Annotated in this window: 17 protein-coding genes; 2 read left to right on the top strand and 15 right to left on the bottom strand. The window is 43.7% G+C overall.

What is annotated here, in order from left to right; all coding sequences use genetic code 11:
- Positions 1–33 precede the first annotated feature (33 nt).
- The 15 genes from ACUNWA_RS18635 to ACUNWA_RS18565 all read right to left on the bottom strand — a co-directional run bounded on the left by ACUNWA_RS18635 (position 34) and on the right by ACUNWA_RS18565 (position 17,701).
- Complete coding sequence (locus tag ACUNWA_RS18635; RefSeq protein ID WP_445593441.1) at positions 34–3,228, bottom strand: glycoside hydrolase family 2 TIM barrel-domain containing protein; 3,195 nt, start codon at positions 3,226–3,228, stop codon at positions 34–36.
- Between the two features lie 136 nt (positions 3,229–3,364).
- Positions 3,365–5,203 carry an alpha-L-fucosidase gene (locus ACUNWA_RS18630; protein WP_445593440.1) on the bottom strand — a complete coding sequence of 613 codons (1,839 nt, stop codon included), beginning with the start codon at positions 5,201–5,203 and terminating at the stop codon, positions 3,365–3,367.
- 270 nt (positions 5,204–5,473) lie between these two features.
- On the bottom strand, positions 5,474–6,550 hold the full coding sequence (locus ACUNWA_RS18625; RefSeq protein WP_445593453.1) for a branched-chain amino acid aminotransferase: 1,077 nt from the start codon (positions 6,548–6,550) through the stop codon (positions 5,474–5,476).
- Between the two features lie 131 nt (positions 6,551–6,681).
- Positions 6,682–7,458, bottom strand: a complete 777-nt coding sequence (locus tag ACUNWA_RS18620) for a DUF2797 domain-containing protein (protein ID WP_445593439.1) — start codon at positions 7,456–7,458, stop codon at positions 6,682–6,684.
- A gap of 44 nt (positions 7,459–7,502) precedes the next feature.
- On the bottom strand, positions 7,503–8,207 hold the full coding sequence (locus ACUNWA_RS18615; protein ID WP_445593438.1) for an HAD family hydrolase: 705 nt from the start codon (positions 8,205–8,207) through the stop codon (positions 7,503–7,505).
- Complete coding sequence (locus ACUNWA_RS18610) at positions 8,204–9,802, bottom strand: aspartate:alanine exchanger family transporter (RefSeq protein WP_445593437.1); 1,599 nt, start codon at positions 9,800–9,802, stop codon at positions 8,204–8,206. Before ACUNWA_RS18610 ends, ACUNWA_RS18615 begins: the two co-directional genes overlap by 4 nt.
- 79 nt (positions 9,803–9,881) lie before the next feature.
- Positions 9,882–10,592, bottom strand: a complete 711-nt coding sequence (pepE, locus tag ACUNWA_RS18605; protein WP_445593436.1) for a dipeptidase PepE — start codon at positions 10,590–10,592, stop codon at positions 9,882–9,884.
- A 116-nt stretch (positions 10,593–10,708) separates the two neighbouring features.
- Positions 10,709–11,509, bottom strand: a complete 801-nt coding sequence (locus ACUNWA_RS18600; protein WP_445593435.1) for a hypothetical protein — start codon at positions 11,507–11,509, stop codon at positions 10,709–10,711.
- Positions 11,510–11,596: 87 nt separating this feature from the next.
- Positions 11,597–12,499, bottom strand: a complete 903-nt coding sequence (locus tag ACUNWA_RS18595) for an outer membrane beta-barrel protein (protein ID WP_445593434.1) — start codon at positions 12,497–12,499, stop codon at positions 11,597–11,599.
- Between the two features lie 121 nt (positions 12,500–12,620).
- Entirely contained in the window at positions 12,621–13,661 is a 1,041-nt protein-coding gene (locus ACUNWA_RS18590) for a hypothetical protein (RefSeq protein WP_445593433.1), read from the bottom strand.
- 3 nt (positions 13,662–13,664) lie between these two features.
- Positions 13,665–14,150 carry an RNA polymerase sigma factor gene (locus tag ACUNWA_RS18585; RefSeq protein ID WP_445593432.1) on the bottom strand — a complete coding sequence of 162 codons (486 nt, stop codon included), beginning with the start codon at positions 14,148–14,150 and terminating at the stop codon, positions 13,665–13,667.
- Between the two features lie 40 nt (positions 14,151–14,190).
- Complete coding sequence (locus tag ACUNWA_RS18580) at positions 14,191–15,825, bottom strand: S41 family peptidase (RefSeq protein WP_445593431.1); 1,635 nt, start codon at positions 15,823–15,825, stop codon at positions 14,191–14,193.
- An 8-nt stretch (positions 15,826–15,833) separates the two neighbouring features.
- Positions 15,834–16,259 carry a deoxycytidylate deaminase gene (locus ACUNWA_RS18575; RefSeq protein WP_445593430.1) on the bottom strand — a complete coding sequence of 142 codons (426 nt, stop codon included), beginning with the start codon at positions 16,257–16,259 and terminating at the stop codon, positions 15,834–15,836.
- A 124-nt stretch (positions 16,260–16,383) separates the two neighbouring features.
- Entirely contained in the window at positions 16,384–16,758 is a 375-nt protein-coding gene (locus ACUNWA_RS18570) for a response regulator (protein ID WP_445593429.1), read from the bottom strand.
- A gap of 250 nt (positions 16,759–17,008) precedes the next feature.
- Positions 17,009–17,701 carry a GTP pyrophosphokinase gene (locus ACUNWA_RS18565; RefSeq protein WP_445593428.1) on the bottom strand — a complete coding sequence of 231 codons (693 nt, stop codon included), beginning with the start codon at positions 17,699–17,701 and terminating at the stop codon, positions 17,009–17,011.
- A gap of 144 nt (positions 17,702–17,845) precedes the next feature.
- Between ACUNWA_RS18565 and ACUNWA_RS18560 the strand changes: the two genes are divergently transcribed.
- Positions 17,846–18,220, top strand: coding sequence for an ISAon1 family transposase N-terminal region protein (locus ACUNWA_RS18560; RefSeq protein ID WP_445593427.1), 375 nt, complete (start codon positions 17,846–17,848; stop codon positions 18,218–18,220).
- Positions 18,201–18,425, top strand: a 225-nt coding sequence (locus ACUNWA_RS18555) for a hypothetical protein (RefSeq protein WP_445593426.1), incomplete at its 3' end; no start/stop codon positions are given. The genes ACUNWA_RS18560 and ACUNWA_RS18555, both read left to right, overlap by 20 nt.

The following is an 18,425-nucleotide window of genomic DNA, read 5'->3' as shown; positions in this document are numbered from 1 at the left end:
GAAACAGAGACCCTTCATCAAATTCAAATTGGGTTAAAAAAGTTTTTCAACGCCTCCTTTGGGTAGTGGCACCAAAGTAAAACCGTAGCTGTAGGTTTTCTCCAGCAAGCGATATGAATCGATAGGCCGCGCACGCAGCGACCAGCTATCAATACCGCCAACTCCAGCCTGAGTCAGATCAATATTCAGGGTGAAGAAACCAGCTTCTTTCAGTTCGTTGGTATGCGTCGCTTTATCCAGCATTTCTGCGGTGTAGGGCCATACCGAGGTTGCCATCGGCTGATCACCAAAGACCACTATTCCCTGTCCTTTCGCGTTGACCAGGTTCAACCAGCGTACGTCAGTGCGATTACCATTCTCCTGAGGAACGATGTAGTCAAAGGTAAAGTCACTCACCTGCCCACTAAAAATATCAACCTCTGCTCCTTGGTTACGGTCGATGTAGTTTTCATGCTGACCCCTTCCATAGAAAGCCATGTTTTCCAATGACTTTGGAACGGTGGTTGTCATACCAATCCGGATCGGTTCTGTAACTTCTTCCGGTATTTCGATGGTGTAAGCCACATGAATCCGTGCGTCGACCGTTACTTCGTAAGCCAATTGCAGCTGAACTCCTTCGTTTTCCAAAGTCGTTTGAATGCTTATTTTTGAATCTGCCTCCTCGGTGCTGAAGTTGGTCAGACTGAAATTTTCAGCTAGTTCAGGCCATTTCGACAAACGCTCCTGAACACGCCAGCCCCGGCTGTCATTATCGGTTAGCGGACGCCAAAAGTTGGGTTTCAACGCTGAGGAGATCATATCCACACCATTTGCTTTGTACGAAGTCAGATAGCCCGATTGTTTATCAAACTGCACTTCAAAGTTCTTATTTCCCAGCACCACTTTTTGTGCATCATCCTTCAGAATACGAACGGTTTCCTTCTTCGTTGAAGGCGCTAAAGTGATCGGTTTCGATTCAGGAATCAGCATTTGCTCTTTGGCAATTTCATAGCCTGCTTTTTCCCATTTGGTATCTGTTTTCAGGTGAGCACTCAAACGCAACCAGTATTCGGCATCACCAGAGGCCTTGGAGAATGGCAAACGAATAATTTTCGATTCGCCCGGCAGTAAGTCGCTATCTTCAATTACGCCACTTTCGACTTCAGTTCCATATTTTGAAACTGACCAGCGAAGCTCGTAATTACTCAGATTGGTAAAATTCAGTCTGTTTTTAATAATTACTTGCTGCTCTTCCAGCTTATAAGCTTCCCAAGCTATCGGCTGAAACACGTATTTACACTCATACATCTGAGGTTTCAACGTTTGATCAGGATTAATCACCCCATTAAGACAGAAATTATTGTCATTTGGTGTATCGCCAAAGTCGCCACCATACGCAAAATAGTCGGTTCCATTTTCATCGGTCTTCGTGATTCCTTGGTCAATCCAGTCCCAAATATGTCCTCCCATCAGGTTATCGTGCTTGCGAATCAAGTCCCAATATTCTTTCAGGTTACCCAATGAATTCCCCATCGCATGCGCATACTCACACATCAAAATAGGCCGGTGGATGTAAGGACTGGTAGCCATTCCTTCCAGTTCTTCCAGTGTCGGATACATCCGGCTCAACATATCCACATAGGCCGGATCGGTTGGGTTGGACGAGTTGGTAATCGACCAGTACTCTTTACTTCCCACTTTTTTATATTCGGGGTGATTGGGTGCACCCTGCGCGCCTTCATAATGAATAGGGCGGCTCGGATCGAAATCCTTGAGCCAACCTGCCGCGGCCGCATGGTTAGGTCCCGTTCCCGATTCATTTCCCAACGACCACATCACGATAGAAGCATGGTTTTTATCGCGCTCCACCATGCGGATGACCCGCTCGTTGAACGACTGATGCCACTCGGGCTGGTTGGTGAGGTAACCGCCAGCGTGGTGTGTTTCAATATTGGCTTCGTCAATCACATACAAACCATATTCATCACACAAGTCATAGAAATAAGGATCGTTCGGATAGTGGCTGGTGCGTACCGAGTTGAAATTAAACTGCTTCATCAACAGAACATCTTTCAGCATTTCTTCTCGGGTAACGGTTTTTCCGCCCACCGGACTGTGATCATGGCGATTGACCCCATACAATTTCACGCCTTTTCCATTAACCCGGAAAACGCCTCCATCGGTAGAAATATGTCGAAATCCCATTTTGGTACTTCTGGCTTCCACCACTTCACCCTTTTCGTTTTTAAGCGTCAGAACGGCGGTGTACAAAGCGGGCGATTCGGCCGACCATTTTTGCGGACTTTGCACTTCAGTCTCCAACAGGCCAAAATATACATTGTCGCGCTGCGGATAGCCTTCGAAACGCACCCGGTTAACCGGTATCGAAAGCGGGCTTGCAAAAGTGGCTTCTTCATCTGGGCCATACAGCTGTGTTTCAAGCGTCCACCCTTTGGTGTCAATATCGCCAGCCACCGAAATTTCGGGACGTACCATAAACAAAGCGTCTTCCAGTTGTTGATCAAACTTTGTGCGAATAAAGAAGTCGTTGATGCTCACTTTGGGTTGAGCCAAAAGCATCACTTCCCGATGCAAGCCGCTCATGCGCCAATGGTCCTGGTCTTCAAGATAGCTGCCGTCGCTCCAGCGAAATACCTGAACCGCCAGGCTATTTTCGCCCGCCTGAACCAGCGAAGTAATATCAAACTCAGCAGGCAATCGGCTTCCCTCTGTATAGCCCACCATCTCACCATTCAGCCACACATAAGCAGCTGAGCTTATTCCCCCAAAATGCAGGATAATCTGGTCATCCTTCCAGTCTTCAGGCAAAGTGAATTTTTTGAGGTACGAGCCCACCGGATTTTCCCGCTCAATGGTAGGCGGCGTATTGGGAAACGGGTACGTTACGTTCGTATAAATCGGCGTTCCATAACCCTGCATCTCCCAGCAAGAGGGAACAGTAATATCATCCCATTCGCTGTAAAGCTGTCCTTTTTCAAAGAAATCAGTTGGCCGGTCTTTGGATTCAGTCGTAAAATGGAACTTCCAACTGCCGTTCAAAGACAACATACGCGCCTGATCCCGGTTTCCAGTCAAAGCCTTGTCCGGGGTCGAAAATGAATAGGAAGTTGCCCGGGCCGGCAATTTGTTAATCCCAATCACCTGTTCATTCTCCCAATCCTGCTGCTGAGCTTGAACCGTCCAGGAACACATTAAAAAAATAACTAATGCAAAAACAATTCGATTCATAATATGAGTAGATATTAATGTTGAATATTTAAACTTGATCTAAAATATATTTGAAAAACCAGCATTCACTCTATTTGGTTCGATATTTTCATCGCTTCAATGTTAAAGTAAGAACTCCATTTCATTAGAAGTCCTTTTAATTCTTTTGCTTTTTCAACCAGAGCCACTGAAATTGAAGCGGTTGCTTTTTATTCGCTTCAACATTCATCGAAATTTCATAAACACCTGCTTTAGGAAAATAAAGTACCCCCAAATTGTGCGAGCTGAAATTAGGAATATGCCATTTGCTGTTGGGCTCACCAACAGTCAATCCCGTAGGTGCAAAAGAATGCTCCAAGGCACTTTCTGCTCCTATCACCTTCAACTGTCCGGCCGGCTTCTCACCCTGAAAACTGTACGACGCATCCACCCGGTAGTTCCCCGGCTCATCAATAAATAATTTCCAGCCCACTTGGTACGTAACTTCCACCAGCACATGTGGCGGAATGGTGCCTCCCCGCTCATAGCCGAAACGACTCCCTTTTCCTTCTTCGGAAAACCCGTTTTCCACCTTTAATGAAAAGCCGCCATCCACTGTTTTGGCCACCAATTTTTCCATGATCTCCGGTTTCCGATCATATTCCAGCACAATCACCGGAATCAGATGATCGGGTTGTGCTGCCGGAAGCTCAATACTTGTTAACACGTCCTGATGTCTCCACTTCAGCGAAGCCTGTAACTTATCACTCAACACAAACGCGTTCTGCGGTTTGGTTGTCACTCCGGTAAGTGGAACTTCTGAATTATAAGGCCAGTTGAATACTTGCAAATAGAGTCGGTGAATGCCATCGGCTACTTTCTTATAGGTAATCTTCCCCCAGTCATGCTGATTCTCGGGCAAGTCGAAAGCTTCAGCATTATAAATTGATTCCCCGTTGACTTCCAACCACTGCCCCATTTCGCGCAGACGCTGGCTAATTTCATACGGCACCTTACCATTCGCCCGTGGACCGATGTTCAGCATATAATTCCCATTCAGGCTTACATTGCCAATCAGCGCCTGAAGCAGACTGCTGGTCGATTTCCATTCCGTGTCCAGCTGATGATAGCCCCAGGAATGAGCAACGGTTCCGGGCGACTGCCAAGGATAATCCAACTTCTGTGTCCCCAGCTGGTTATCGCCTAAAGTTCGATAGTCAATATCGCTGTCTTCTTCGATGGAAAGACCTAAGCGAGAATTCACCAGGCAATCGGGTTGCAAATCGCGGATGAGGCTTTTGAGTTGCAACAGTTGCTTTTGGGTGATAATCGATTCGGAATGGTTGATCCACATGTCAAACCAAATCATACTAATTGACCCGTAGTTGGACAACAGCTCCCGCATTTGTGGAATGACTTTTTCCTGCCAATACTGGTCATAATGTTCCGCCGAGATGGAATAAATTTCCTTATTATGATCCCAACCATAAGGATGCTCCCAATCGACCCAATGCGAGTAATAAAGCCCCAATTTAAGCCCGTGTTTCTGACATGCGTCGGCCAGCTCTTTTACAATATCGCGTTTGGGTTTTGTATATTCGGCCACATCATAATCAGACACCTGACTATCCCACAGCGCAAAGCCATCGTGATGCTTGGCCGTCAGAGTTACGTATTTCATGCCCGCTTGCTTCGCCAGCAAAACCCACTCTTCCGGATCAATGGATTCCCAGTCGAAGCGATCGAGCAAGTCCAAATATTCCTCCTTATCAATGCGGTTACGGTAAAAGATCCACTCCGCGTAGTTATTTTCGTTTCGCAGCGGCTCACCTTTCCATATTCCTTCCGCACCACTGTACAGCCCCCAGTGGATAAACATGCCAAAGCGCGCATCGACAAACCATTGAGCACGTTTATTGGTTTGCGACTGGCCATGAAGTTGTGTAAAACAAACGGTGATCAATAGCAGAGAAATCAAGCTTCTCCGAAGATAAATAAATGGTTTTAGCTGGTTCATTTTTTTTGATTTAGTATGCTAGAACAATGAATCACAACCTATTTGATTATGAAACATTTGATTCAAAGAGCTTGATCTATTTTCAAGCTGTTCCCCGATTGAATTTATATCTAAATCTCAAATGTAGTACTTTCCTAGAAATCTGTAAAACGAATCGCACAAAGCCAAGTCGCATTCACCTTCAACTTTCGCAAAGGTGAATTCATTGTCCATAAAAAAACCTCATTCACAAATGCGAATGAGGTTTTTTATATCTTATTTCAAAATCAATTATTCAATCACGGTTACCCAACCATAAGGATCTGGCGCATCGCCATCCTGAATGGCGCGTAGCTTTTCGTATAGCTTGGTGCTCCAGGGACCAGGTTCGGTTCCATAGTTATATTCTTTATCCAAATCATCGTCATAAATGCGTTTGATAGGTGAGATAACAGCAGCGGTTCCACAGGCACCCACTTCTTCAAAAGTTTCCAGTTCTTCCACTGGCACTTTACGGCATTCCACTTTCAACCCAAGATCCTTAGCAATCTGCATCAGACTTTTATTGGTAATAGATGGTAAAATAGAGTCCGATTCCGGGGTAATATACGTATCGTTTTTAATGCCAAAAAAGTTGGCAGGACCACATTCATCGATAAATTTCTTTTCGCGCGAATCAAGATAAAGTACGGCAGAATAGCCTTCAGCTTTGGCTTTCTTTCCGGCAGTCAGACTGGCGGCATAGTTTCCACCGACTTTGTATTTCCCGGTTCCCTGAGGAGCAGCGCGGTCAAACTTGCGCATAATCAGCAAATCAGTGGGTTTAAATCCTTCGGGGAAATATGGCCCAACAGGCATCACGAAGATAATGAACAGGTATTCATCAGCTGGCTTCACCCCAATTTCAGGACCGGTGCCGATCAGCAAAGGTCGGATGTACAAAGATGCACCAGAGCCATAAGGCGGTACAAAGTCCTTATTTTTCTCCACAGCCAATTTAACGGCTTCTTGAAATTTGTCAATCGGCATGCGTGGCATCAGAATTCCGTCACTTGAACTTTGCATGCGTTTTGCATTTTCATCCATTCTGAAAACACGGATTTTACCATCTTTGCCCATAAACGCTTTGAGGCCCTCAAAGGCTTGCTGACCATAATGAATAGCGGTGGCCGCGATGTGCATATTGATGTATTCCGAATCACTTATTTCAAGCGCTCCCCATTCGCCATCCTTATAAGTACAACGAACGTTCAGGTTTGCCTTACGATAGCCGAAGCCTATCTTCTTCCAATCTTGATTTTCCATAGTGTATGTTATTTGCTGATCAGCTTTTTTTGAATCCCTAAAATTAACGAAAAAAAGAGCAATTATACAGGAGAAATATCCTAATTAGCGAATGAAAAAAGTGTTTTATAAACTTATTCAGGAACAAGCAATTAGCAAACTAAAAGCGAAGCGAAGCAAAAGCTTTTAATTTAAAGCACACTCCCGCTGGACAATTACGAATTAGTAGAAAGGGTTAAAAAGTAGCCATTATGCTTACGGATGTTCAACACCCGATTTTGATCAAATAGGAGGTATTGTCCCTTTACTCCCTTCAAAGCGCCTTCAATCACCGAATTTTTATCGAAACTAACACTGTTGACTTTGGCTGGGTATTCGATGACGGGATAATGTAGTTGAACCACCTCATCTTCATCTGAAAAATATTGTTGCAACTCCCTTGGTATGAGCTTAAGCGCATTATGCTTTTCCGTCTCCAGTTGAATGGTATTATCGACCTTATTGGTAAGCATGGCCCGCCAGTTGGTTTTATCGGTAAAATGCTTTTTCAGCAGCACCTCGATGATACCGGCAATATGGCGGTTGGGCGTTTTCGCCAGTCGGATGGCTCGACTTGCCCCCTGGTCAATCCAACGGGTTGGAATTTGATGATGACGGGTCACCCCAATCTTCAGCTCGCTGGACACCGCGAAATAAACGTAATGCTCAATCAAATCGTGCTCCTTGGCCCACTCCAGATCGCGAGCAAGGCCATACTGGGCTCTCGACAATTCAGGGCGCATGACGGATTCGTCGGCTTCGGGCGCCATTTGGAAGCAGGCATAACAAAAGCCTTGTCCGAAGGAGGTTTTTGTTTTCTTACCGCAGGATATGCAGTTAATCTGCCCATCAAATTTGAAATGAATATGCTGACCGATTAATTCGTTCATGGGAACCAACTGGTCACCGATTGGTAATTGATACTGAATTGGCTCCCCCAATTCAGTCTTCATCTTAAGAATGTTTCCCTGATATTCCATCCGTTTTTCAAGTAAAGTTAAGCCTCTTCAAATAAAGTCAAAACATCATGTATTTCCTTTAGTTCAAAAAACCGATCACTTTTAATTTCGGCCGGATCCATCTGCTCGAACTCCCAAGTGGTGTGGTAAGGAACATGAACACCATAACCTCCAAGATTTATTACCGGAAGCACATCTGATTTAAGCGAATTACCAATCATCATCAACTTTCCGGCATCCATATCGAGGTGTTTGAGCAGCTCCCGGTAATTGTCCTCTTTCTTATGAGACATGATCTCAATATGATGAAAATATTTCAGCAGGCCGGACTTGGCCAACTTTCGCTCCTGGTCGAGCAGGTCTCCTTTGGTGGCAACCACCAGCCGGTAGCGTGGCGCCAGCTTTTCGAGCAAATCGCGAATGCCATCCAGCAGAATAACATCTTTGTGCAACATGCTTTTGCCGATAGCAATGATCGCCTCAATCTGCCCGGGACGGATCTGCTTCTGCGAAATCAACAAAGCAGTTTCCATCAATGAAAGAATAAAGGCTTTGATCCCGTAGCCATAAATCTCCATATTCTGACTTTCGATCCGATACAGCTCCGCCATGATCGCTTCGGCGGGCTGAAACTCTTTCAAGATGTGACAAAACTGTTTCTCGGCATCGCGAAAAAAGTTCTCATTTTCCCACAAGGTATCGTCGGCATCAAAAGCAATAACCTCAATCTCTTTTAAACTCATAAATACAGGGGCCCAAGTAAACTCAAAATTTGAACAAAAACGATAAGTAGCACCATGGCAATAGGGTAAACAGTAGCATAGGCCACCGAGGGTGCATCGGTATCAGTCATGCCATCAATCGCGGCAAGGCCTGGGGTACTGGTCATACTTCCGGTCAATGTCCCCAGCAAGGTCAAAATATTCATTTTCAAGAACAACCGAGCCACAACACTTGTAATAATCATCGGAATCAGAGTGATCAGGATACCATAAATGAACAACTCCACACCATACTCCTGAAACGTGTCAACCAAGCTGGATCCCGCACTGGATCCCACAGCAGCCAAGAAAAATAATAAGCCAAACTGCCTCAACAACTGGTTGGCGGCTCCAGTCATAGTCCACATTACCGGGCCGGTTTTTCCGGTTCTTCCTAGCAACAGAGCCGTCAGCAAAATACCACCGGTCAATCCAAGGCTAAAGGAAAAGGAACCAAAATTAATGCTCAGCTTTCCAACCAAAATTCCAAGGATAATTCCTGTCGCAATCGGCAAAAAGTCGGTATCAGAAAGGCGCCTGTCATCATCACCAAAAATGCGGTTCACCTGCTCCATGTTTTCCTTGTTGCAAGCTACTACCAGCTTATCACCAAACTGCAATTTAGACGATGGTGTAGGCGACAAATCAATTCCTGACCGACGGATACGAGTGATTGTAGCATTGTAAGTGCTCAGCATATTGAGCTGTCCAAGGGTTTTGTTCACCACTTCCTTATTGGTGACCAACACCGAACGTACATCGTATTGATTGCTCAGTGGAATCTCTACATCGACCTCTGGGCCAATGAGTAATTTCACACGCCCCAAGGCTTCAGCTGTTCCCACGGCTTTAATTACATCCCCTTTTTGTAGAATGGTTTCAGGAGCAGGAGTGATGGCCTCTTCCCCCTGCTTAACGCGCGAAACGACGGCTTTAGTCATATATCGAATACGCAGTTCACGGATAGTTTTACCCACCACGTTCTCGTTTTCTACCAGAAAAGTCTTTTTCAATATCTCAGGAAAGCCGGCCGACATTTCCTCTTTATAATGTGCCTCAGCCTCTTTCACATTCATACGCAACACGCGGGGCAGAAAGCTTACAAACAGAATAACACCAATCACTCCAAACGGATAGCCAATACCATAGCCGATGGAGGCCAGCGGAGAACCTGTCGTGTCGATGGCAGCAGCCAAACCGGGCGTACTCGTCAATGCACCAGTCAACAAACCAATGCACAAACTTTTATCAATTCCTCCAAATTGATATACCAAATAGGTGATAACACTTGAACTGAAAATGAGCAGACTCGCTAAAATCGCCAACTCCCGGCCATTCTTTTTAAAAGAACCAAAGAATCCGGGACCAGCCTGAATTCCAATCGTAAAGATGAACAGTACCAAGCCAAGGTATTGGAAATCTTTGGGGATAACGACTCCAAAATGGCCAAACACCAAGGCGACAAAAATAACAGCAGAAACATCAAGCGATATTCCTTTGATTTTGATACGGCCCAAAATGAAACCGATCAAAATAATCAAAAACAGGGCAAAATAGCTATTCCTTAACAATTCCATGACTATGTTTTTAGGGCCGCAAAAGTATAAACTTTATACCGCAAAATATTCAAACGCCCTTCGAATTGTAAGGAAGAGCCTATTCTTTTAACAGAAAAGAAAGATCATCGCCCGCGTTCTTTTCAAAAGGCGCTTCCCCTTTTAAAAACACGCGTGCCGAGCGTTCTCCGATTAGACTAAGCTGACCATCTTCCAGCTTCAACATCGTTCCTTCGCGCAGACCAACCACATAAGTTCCCGGATTAATTTCCAGAAATTCAGAGATGCGCTGTTCGCGTGTTTCTCCGCCATGTCCCTCGGGATTGGCATCGAGATAGTGCGGGTTAATTTGAAACGGAACCAGATTGGCAGTATTAAAACTTTTGGGATCGATAATCGGCATGTCGTTGGTGGTACGCAAGGTCGGACACGCCACGTTTGAGCCGGCACTCCAGCCGATGTAAGGCGTTCCCTGCTGCACTTTCCGACGAATAACCTGCATCAAATCCAGATCGTGCAGCATACGCACCAACTGCCAGGTATTACCACCACCTATCACAATTGCTTCTGCTTCTTCAACCGCTTTCACCGGATCTTTAAACCGATGAATACTGACAACCTCATGTCCGATTTCCTGCAAACTTTCATTGACTTTCTGCTCATACTCATCGAATGAAAAGGTGACGGCCGCAAAAGGAATAAACAAAGCTTTCACTTTTTGATGCCCTAGAAATTGCTGGATTTCCTTTTTGGGATAAGCCAGGTAGTCTTCACCAGGCATGGTTGAGTTACTCAGAAGTAATAATTTCATGATTCATCTATTTTTGGAACTTAATCCGGTCATTTTGATTTGTAAAAAATCGAGGCCGCTAAAATACACAATGTGTGGCATAAAAACAGGAAATTTATCAGCCTGCGCTTTCCTTATTAAAAAGAGAACAATGCCAGCCCAAATGAGAAGGGGTAAAGTTCAGGACCTTTGCCGTCTTGAAACAAAGGCTGCAGATCATAACTGACGTAAAGGTTGATGCTCCGATAACCAAAGCGCAGCATGCCCGAAAAGCGAAAATCGGGCATGTGAAAATCATCGGGTGTTTTCAACTTTTCTTTTTTCCCGTTCTCCCGGTATTTCACCTTGGTGTGTGTACTCAGCCGCTTACTGGCAACCACGCCCGTTGACAGGTAAATGCGATTGCCATAGTACTTTACCGGAATTTGAAACTCAAGCAACAAAGGTACGGTCAGGTAAAATGATGATAATTTCGATTTTTGTTTGGAGTCATAAAGCTTTTCAATTGGCTCTATCTTAATGGGAGTTTGTTCAATACTTGTTTTCTTATCCAGAAAATAAGTCTGAAAATCCGCCCCTAGCCCTGTAACCAGGCCAATCGTATTTCGGGTGCGTTGCAGACTTTGGGAGAATCGAATGAGGTTGAGGTTCAAAACGGTAGAACGCAATAGATTAACATCCAGAAAACCGGACTCTTCTTCCGGATAACTGGAATAATCCTCGTTCATAAATCCATTTACCCCCAGATAAATCCCCGACCAATGCCCGGTAAATTTATCTTCCCAGTAATTAAAACCATCCGTAACAACACCCTCAAACTGAATAATACTTGGCTGATTTCCCCAACCTGGCTTACTTGTAGTGATACTATCATTCAGCTGAGCCTCGGTCTCCAAGGCGAAAAAGAAAAGTAGGAATATGAGAAGAAGTTGTTTCATGACTTAAATCTTCCAACAAAGTTAAGCATGATAATTGAAAAAAGAAGCCTGCACCAGGCAGGCTATTCTGTTTTCGGAAAATTGCCTCTAAAAATTCACCAGACTAATCCCAACACTAAAGGGAAAGAACTCCGGCCCTCCACCGTCCTTAAAGAGCGACGATAAGTTGTAGGTAGCATAAACTCCAATGTCTTTCAAGCCCACACGCCCGGTAACTGCATACTTAAAGGGATTGATGTTAAAATTGCCGTGATCCTTACTTTTGGTATTCTCTGTTTTCACTTTTGTGTGCGAACCAAGGTTTACTCCTCCAATTAGTCCTCCTGAAATATAAACCTCATTGGAATGATCATTAACCGGAATTTGGAACTCAAGCAGCAAGGGAATCGTCAGGTACGACACCGTCAGCTTCGACTTTTTAAGACCATCATGATCGAGTTCCAGTGGTACAATCTGTCCATCCACTTTCTGAAGAGTAATCGCGTTATCAAAGCGTAAGTTATTCATCGACCAGCCCATACCGGTAACCAAACCTACACGACTCTCGCTCAGCACAATATTGTATTCCAAGAAGTTAATATTGACTTCCATGGACTTGGATTGATTGAGAGACATAAACCCCTTACCTCCAAAATGACCATCATCATAAAAGGTATTAATGCCTAACTCGAAACCGCCCCAATGACCATCAAAACCTTTGCGTCTCCAGTTATCGTTGTCGTCCTTCTCATCCTTCAAGCCCTCGCGATGCATGTTGATATTGGTCCGTCCCTCCCGCTCGATAATCTCCACATTCCGTCTACCCAGGCGAATGTGTGTCGTATCGCTGCTGTAGTTGTCATCAACGTAAATGCGTTCGTTCAAAAGAGTCACCTCTGTTCGACTTCCACTCTCCTTCACATCGACCAATCGCCCCACTTTAGTTGAATCCTGGGCATAGGTCAGCGTAAAGCATAAAATCATCAAGCATATCAAAATGGTTGTTTTCATCTTTTTCCTATTTAGAATTTCACAAAGTATTTGCTTCCTGTGTGCCCGTTGCAAGAAACAACTGATCACTGTTGAATTGTTTTCAAGGGTAGGACGGCCAACTGTTAAAAAAAGTTACAGGCTAGCGTTCTTTTTTTAATGGAATGGAAAATGCCAGCAATCGGGTATTCACAGTGATCTCCGAAAGTTTTCCCTTAGCATTGGTTTCATAATCCAGTCGCTCATTACTCACCGAAGAAACAGCATTCAACCCGGCGTTTATCAAATCAGAAAACTTCAGCGATTCATCTTTGCTTTTATTCAGCACTTTTTGAGCCAAGAATTCATCTACCCGAAGATAGTCTCTGCCCGAATGATCCGCTTGTTTGCTCATTGCATCCAAGGCAAACAGATCTGTACTTTCGGTATTTTCCAGCGGACTCAAAATTGGAGCTAATTTCTGAGGCACGACCTCGCGCTTAACCAACAGCGTATGCGTAGCTAAGGGTTCTTGCCTTGGAATGCGGGCCTGAATCACTTGGATCGGCTTGCTTGCAGTCGCTTCTCGCGCTTCCACTTCAGCGAGCTGTTCATCAATGGCTTTCGAAGGCAAACTTGCCGGCTGTACTTCCCCTACAGGCCTTGTTGGCAATGGCTTTTGATCGGCATACTGAATGGGGAATTCCGACTTGAATTCAAAATTCCAAACAGCCCACACGGCAAAAAACAAAACAAGCGAAGCTGCAATCCGGCTTCCCCACAAAAGAAAAACCTTGCCTGCTGATTTTTTGTACAAGGCTTTTTTGTTGCTAAAGTGAATAGCGGTATCAGCTTTCAGGCGAGTTTTCAAAAACAAATCAAATTGTTGTTCCTTCTCCTGGCCGCTGGTCAGCTCAGTCAAAAAAGCCAGTTTATCCTCATCCGCCAGGTCGTCTTCCATAAAGGCAACTGCCCAGAAATCAAAAGAGCAAGTATTGGTTAACTCCTTTTTCAGAAGCGCTTTTTTATTTGGAAACACACGCTCATCAAGCGGAAGCTGAATCGATGAAACAGCTTTCAGTTCCTCGTGCAAGTCTGGATTATTTGCCAGAAAATCCAGAAAATCATCCACCTGATTATCCGGCAGATTTCCATCAAGATAATCCAGAAAATAAATTTCGTAATTGGATCGATTAATATTCATGATTCAAACAAGCACATCTAGTTTCCCAATATAATTCTTCAAAAACACCCGGGCCCGGTAAATATACACCTTAACCTGAGCTTCACTAAGAGCCGTTATTTCGCTAATCTCCTTGTACGAGTACCCCTCATAATCGCGCAAAAGCAAAACCGACCGCTGGTCATCAGGCAGCAGCTGGATCGCCTGGTTCAATACCTCACCAACATCGGAATAATGATCAGAGTGTCCATCTTCAGGGAGCTGCGACTCATCATAACACGTTTGACGCTGATCTTTCCGAATCACGTCAATAGTCCGATGATAAGCCGTTGAAAACAAATACGATTTAACCTTTGTAGCATCAACCGAATACAAATGCATCCACAGTTTCTCGAAACTATCCTGAACAATATCCCGGGCTTTCTCTTCATCCTTGATATTCTTCAGCACAAATCGGAAAACAGCATCTGCATGCCAACTTACTGCTTGATTATAATCTTCAACGGTCATTCTTTCATAAGATCATTACAACCTTAGGACGTCCGAAGATCTAATTTGTTACAGCAAGTAACTGGCTTAGTTGTTTTTTTGATTGAGAAAGGCGAATCGCCTCTTTTAGTGTTTCATCAATTTCTTTAATAATTGGAAAGAACCCTTCTTCGCCGATAATATTTCGGGCAATATAGGCTTTAATCTGAGTTTCGATGATCTTACCACTAGACTTCAATCCTTTCGAATCTCTCTTAACTCCTTTCTCTGCGGCGTAACCTACAAACTTATTTAAGATCTGATCCTGATCGAGGTAAGCAATAAATTCAGCAGCTGTTTTTAGCTCATTAAGCTTCTCGCGATGTTCGTCGCTATATTGAAAAGCAAAATGATAAACCAGCGCCTTTTGCGTAATTTTTGAAAAATAACCGGAGTAACCGCTGGTGTCGGCCGAAACAAAGTAGTCGGGCATAATTCCACCTCCGCCATACACGATTCGTCCGGCTGCTGTTTCATATTTTAATGAGTCAGCAAAATGAATGCTGTCAGCGACCTGAAACTCGCCGTGCTCGGCGCGGTTAATGATATCATGATAATAATCCATATTGCCTTCTTCGTAGGGTTTCTGGATGCTTCGACCACTTGGCGTATAGTAACGGGCAACCGTTAAGCGCAAAGCTGACCCATCGCGAAAAGGAATCTGCTCTTGAACCAAGCCTTTGCCAAATGAGCGACGTCCAACCACAATTCCACGATCGTTATCCTGAATAGCACCGGCAAAAATCTCACTGGCCGATGCTGAAAATTCATCAATAAGCACAATCACTTCTTGGTCCTTTACAATCCCACTATCGGTGGAAGTGTAGGTTTTTCGGGGTTGAGATTTACCTTCAGTATAAACAATCAGCTTCCCTTCGGCTAAAAATTCGTTAACCATACTCACCACCGAAGCCAGGTAACCACCTGGGTTTCCGCGCAAATCGACAATAAACTTCTCGGCACCTTCCGATTTTAGCTTAGAGATAGCATTGATAAACTCATCGTAGGTTTTTTCGGCAAAACGGTTCACCTTGATAAAACCCGTGGTATCATCAATCATGTAACTCACATCGATACTGTAAATTGGAATGTCCCCCCGCGTAATTTCAAACTCAATCAACTCATCAATCGATCTTCTTTTGACACCAATTCTGACATTGGTTCCTTTTTCACCACGAAGCACTGTGAGTACGTCCTGATTTTTGATATCAATGCCGGCAATCACCGAATCGTTGACAGTAACAATGCGGTCGCCCGGCAAAATTCCCAACTGGTAGGAAGGGCCACCCGAAACCACATCAATAACTTGTACGGTATCATTATGAATAGAGAACTGAACACCAATTCCTCCAAAGTTACCCTGCATCTCCTCGTGCACCTCCTGCATATCGCGGGCTGGAATATACGCCGTGTGCGGATCCAGATTTTTCAATAGCTCCGGAATGGTTTTCTCGACCAGCTCATCGGTCTCTACCGAATCAACATAAGCCTGATTAATCAGTTCGACAATCGTGCTCAACTTATTGGTTCGGGGAGGTGCCAAATTTTGAAGCGATGGTTGCTGGAGCTGACTTAAATTGTTACCCAGAACAATTCCAATAATCACTGACACAGCGATTAAAATGGGTAAATAAATGCTTATCTGTTTTCTATTCATGACTTTCTCTATTCTTCAATTTCCACCTGAATCACTTCAATATCGGCTCGTTTCAACAAGTTTATGCCATCTTCCAAGCGATAGCTGTCGGTAAAAACAACCCGTTTAACACCAGCCTGAATAATCAATTTGGAACATTCGAGACAAGGTGAGGAGGTAACATACATGGTTGCCCCATCGCTGCTGTTGTTCGACTTGGCAACTTTGGTTATGGCATTAGCCTCGGCATGTAAAACATAGGGTTTTGTCAGATTGTTTTCGTCTTCGCAATTATTCTCAAAGCCTGAGGGTGTCCCATTGTATCCATCCGAAATAATCATTTGATCTTTCACTAAAAGCGCTCCAACCTGGCGCCGTTTACAATATGAATTCTTAGCCCAGATTGCTGCCATTTTCAGGTAGCGCTGGTCGAGTAAAAACTGTTTCTTTTCCATCGGATGAATTAATTAATTGTCCAAAAGTAATAAATCATCAGTCGTGATTTATTGAATCAGTTACAAAAAAACGTTCATTTCTCATTTCGAAATGAACGTTTCCCGTATCCTTTTTGTATGAAATCTATACGTGAATGAATTTTTCCACGGTATTCAACAGATCCTTCGATTTGATCGGCTTAGCCAAATAATCATCACATCCTGCTTCCAGTGCTTTCTCCCGGTCATCGGACATGGCAAATGCCGTTTGTGCCACTATGGGCAAATCCGGATCAAGCTCTTTGATAATTCTGGTGGCCTCATAACCATTCATTTCAGGCATCTGCAAATCCATCAAAATCAAGTCAATGGTTTCCTTTTTAAAGATATCGACAGCCTCTTTACCGTTTTTAGCCCAATAAATTTTTGCTTTAATTTTGCTCAATACAGCGCTTAAGTATAAGTAATTAGACTCAACGTCTTCTGCGATAAGGATTCTAGGGTTGTCAACTATTGTCATTGCTTCGTGATTAATCTCCGCGTTATTTATTCAAAGATATTGAAAGATTTATTTAAATACCATAGTTGATTTCTTTTTTTGGAAATCGCCAATCACCTGCGTTTTAAAGCAAACCACAAACACGCCCTGCCTTATAGAATGTTACAAACTGAAACTCTCCACCCAACAATATTTAAACTCAAAATTTGTGAAACAGTATAAACTTTGAACATTAGCCTCAACAAGACCAGTCTAATAGCGATTTCAAATTTTATTCAACAAGAGCCCCATGATGAATCCTGTTAAATAAGTGCTGCATTCGACTATCCGTATTCGCAATAACCTCAGCACATTCCTTCAACTCCTCCGAAACTTCTTCTGGTTTATTATTCAGAAACTTATAGGCCAGCTCATGTTCTAAGGAGGCCCAAAAATCCATGGCAATGGTTCGTATCTGAACTTCAACACTGACAATCTCAGTTCGCTCCGATAAAAACACAGGGATCGTAACAATTAAATGCAGGCTTCGATAACCATTGGGCTTAGGATTTTCAATGTAGTCTGACCTACGGATCAGCCCAATGTCGGCTTGCGAAGTCAATAGTCTTGCAATAAGATAAATATCATGCATGTAAGGACAGATTACCCGCACACCAGCAATATCGGTCAGATTCTTTCGGGCTGACTCGACGCTCATCTCTAGTCCCCGCTTATGCAGCTTTTTCATAATGCTTCGAGGAGCTTTTACGCGCGATTTGATTTGATGGATCGGGTTACGATCTTTAGTATATCTAAATTCATCATTCAGATTCTCAAGTTTGGTACCTATCTCACGGATAGCAGCCGAATACAAATTCTGTGTTTCAATCAAAGATCTGATAACTCGAAGATCTTTAGATGAAAAATGCTGTTCTTTCACGCCATCAAATAAATAAGCTTCATTGGACAATCTTCTATATTCCATTTCAATTGTGTTTAACTTTTGTGGAAATAAGCGAAATTCAAGAATCAAAGCAAGAACATCGGGCTTAAAAAGGTGGATCAGTATAAATTTCTGGTGGAGTAAAAATTATTATCATCTTTGCTTTATATTCTTTTTTACCGATCAATGAACTCACAGCAAAATCAATATAGAGCATTGGTGGAGGCTTTTCTCCCCAAAGACTTATTTCAATATTTTGAGATAACAGGCGTAAAAATTACCGAAAAGAAAATTCAAGTGGATCTGGATGAATTGAATAATCCACCTGCTTCGCACAAAAACATAAAACTTATCTCCAAAGGGTTTCATGCTCCGGTCATTATTCAGGACTTTCCGATACGAGAGCGGGCCGTTTTTCTACACGTAAGAAAACGCAAATGGAAAGAAGAGCGAACCGGCAAAATCATTGGGAATAACTGGGAAACAGTAGCCAAAGGAACGCGATTCACAAAAGGATTCGCGTCTTTTTTAAAAGAAGTACTTGGACAATTACCCGCTTAGTAGCAATAGCCTGGAGAAGTTTTATCACATCGATGGCGACCAGTTAGGGCGGCAATACAAAGAACATCTTAGTGGTTACAACAGCTGGGCACAGCGGTCTCATGCCGAATACTGGATGATCTTCCCTGACAATATTGGCACTCATTTAAGTATTGACGAAACATCGTTGTCTAATGGAGAGCTTTACACGATCCTTACCAACAAA

The sequence above is a fragment of the Sunxiuqinia sp. sy24 genome (assembly GCF_052677165.1).
Note: the sequence above shows the minus strand (reverse complement) of the source record. Positions and strands in the feature narration are given on the sequence as shown.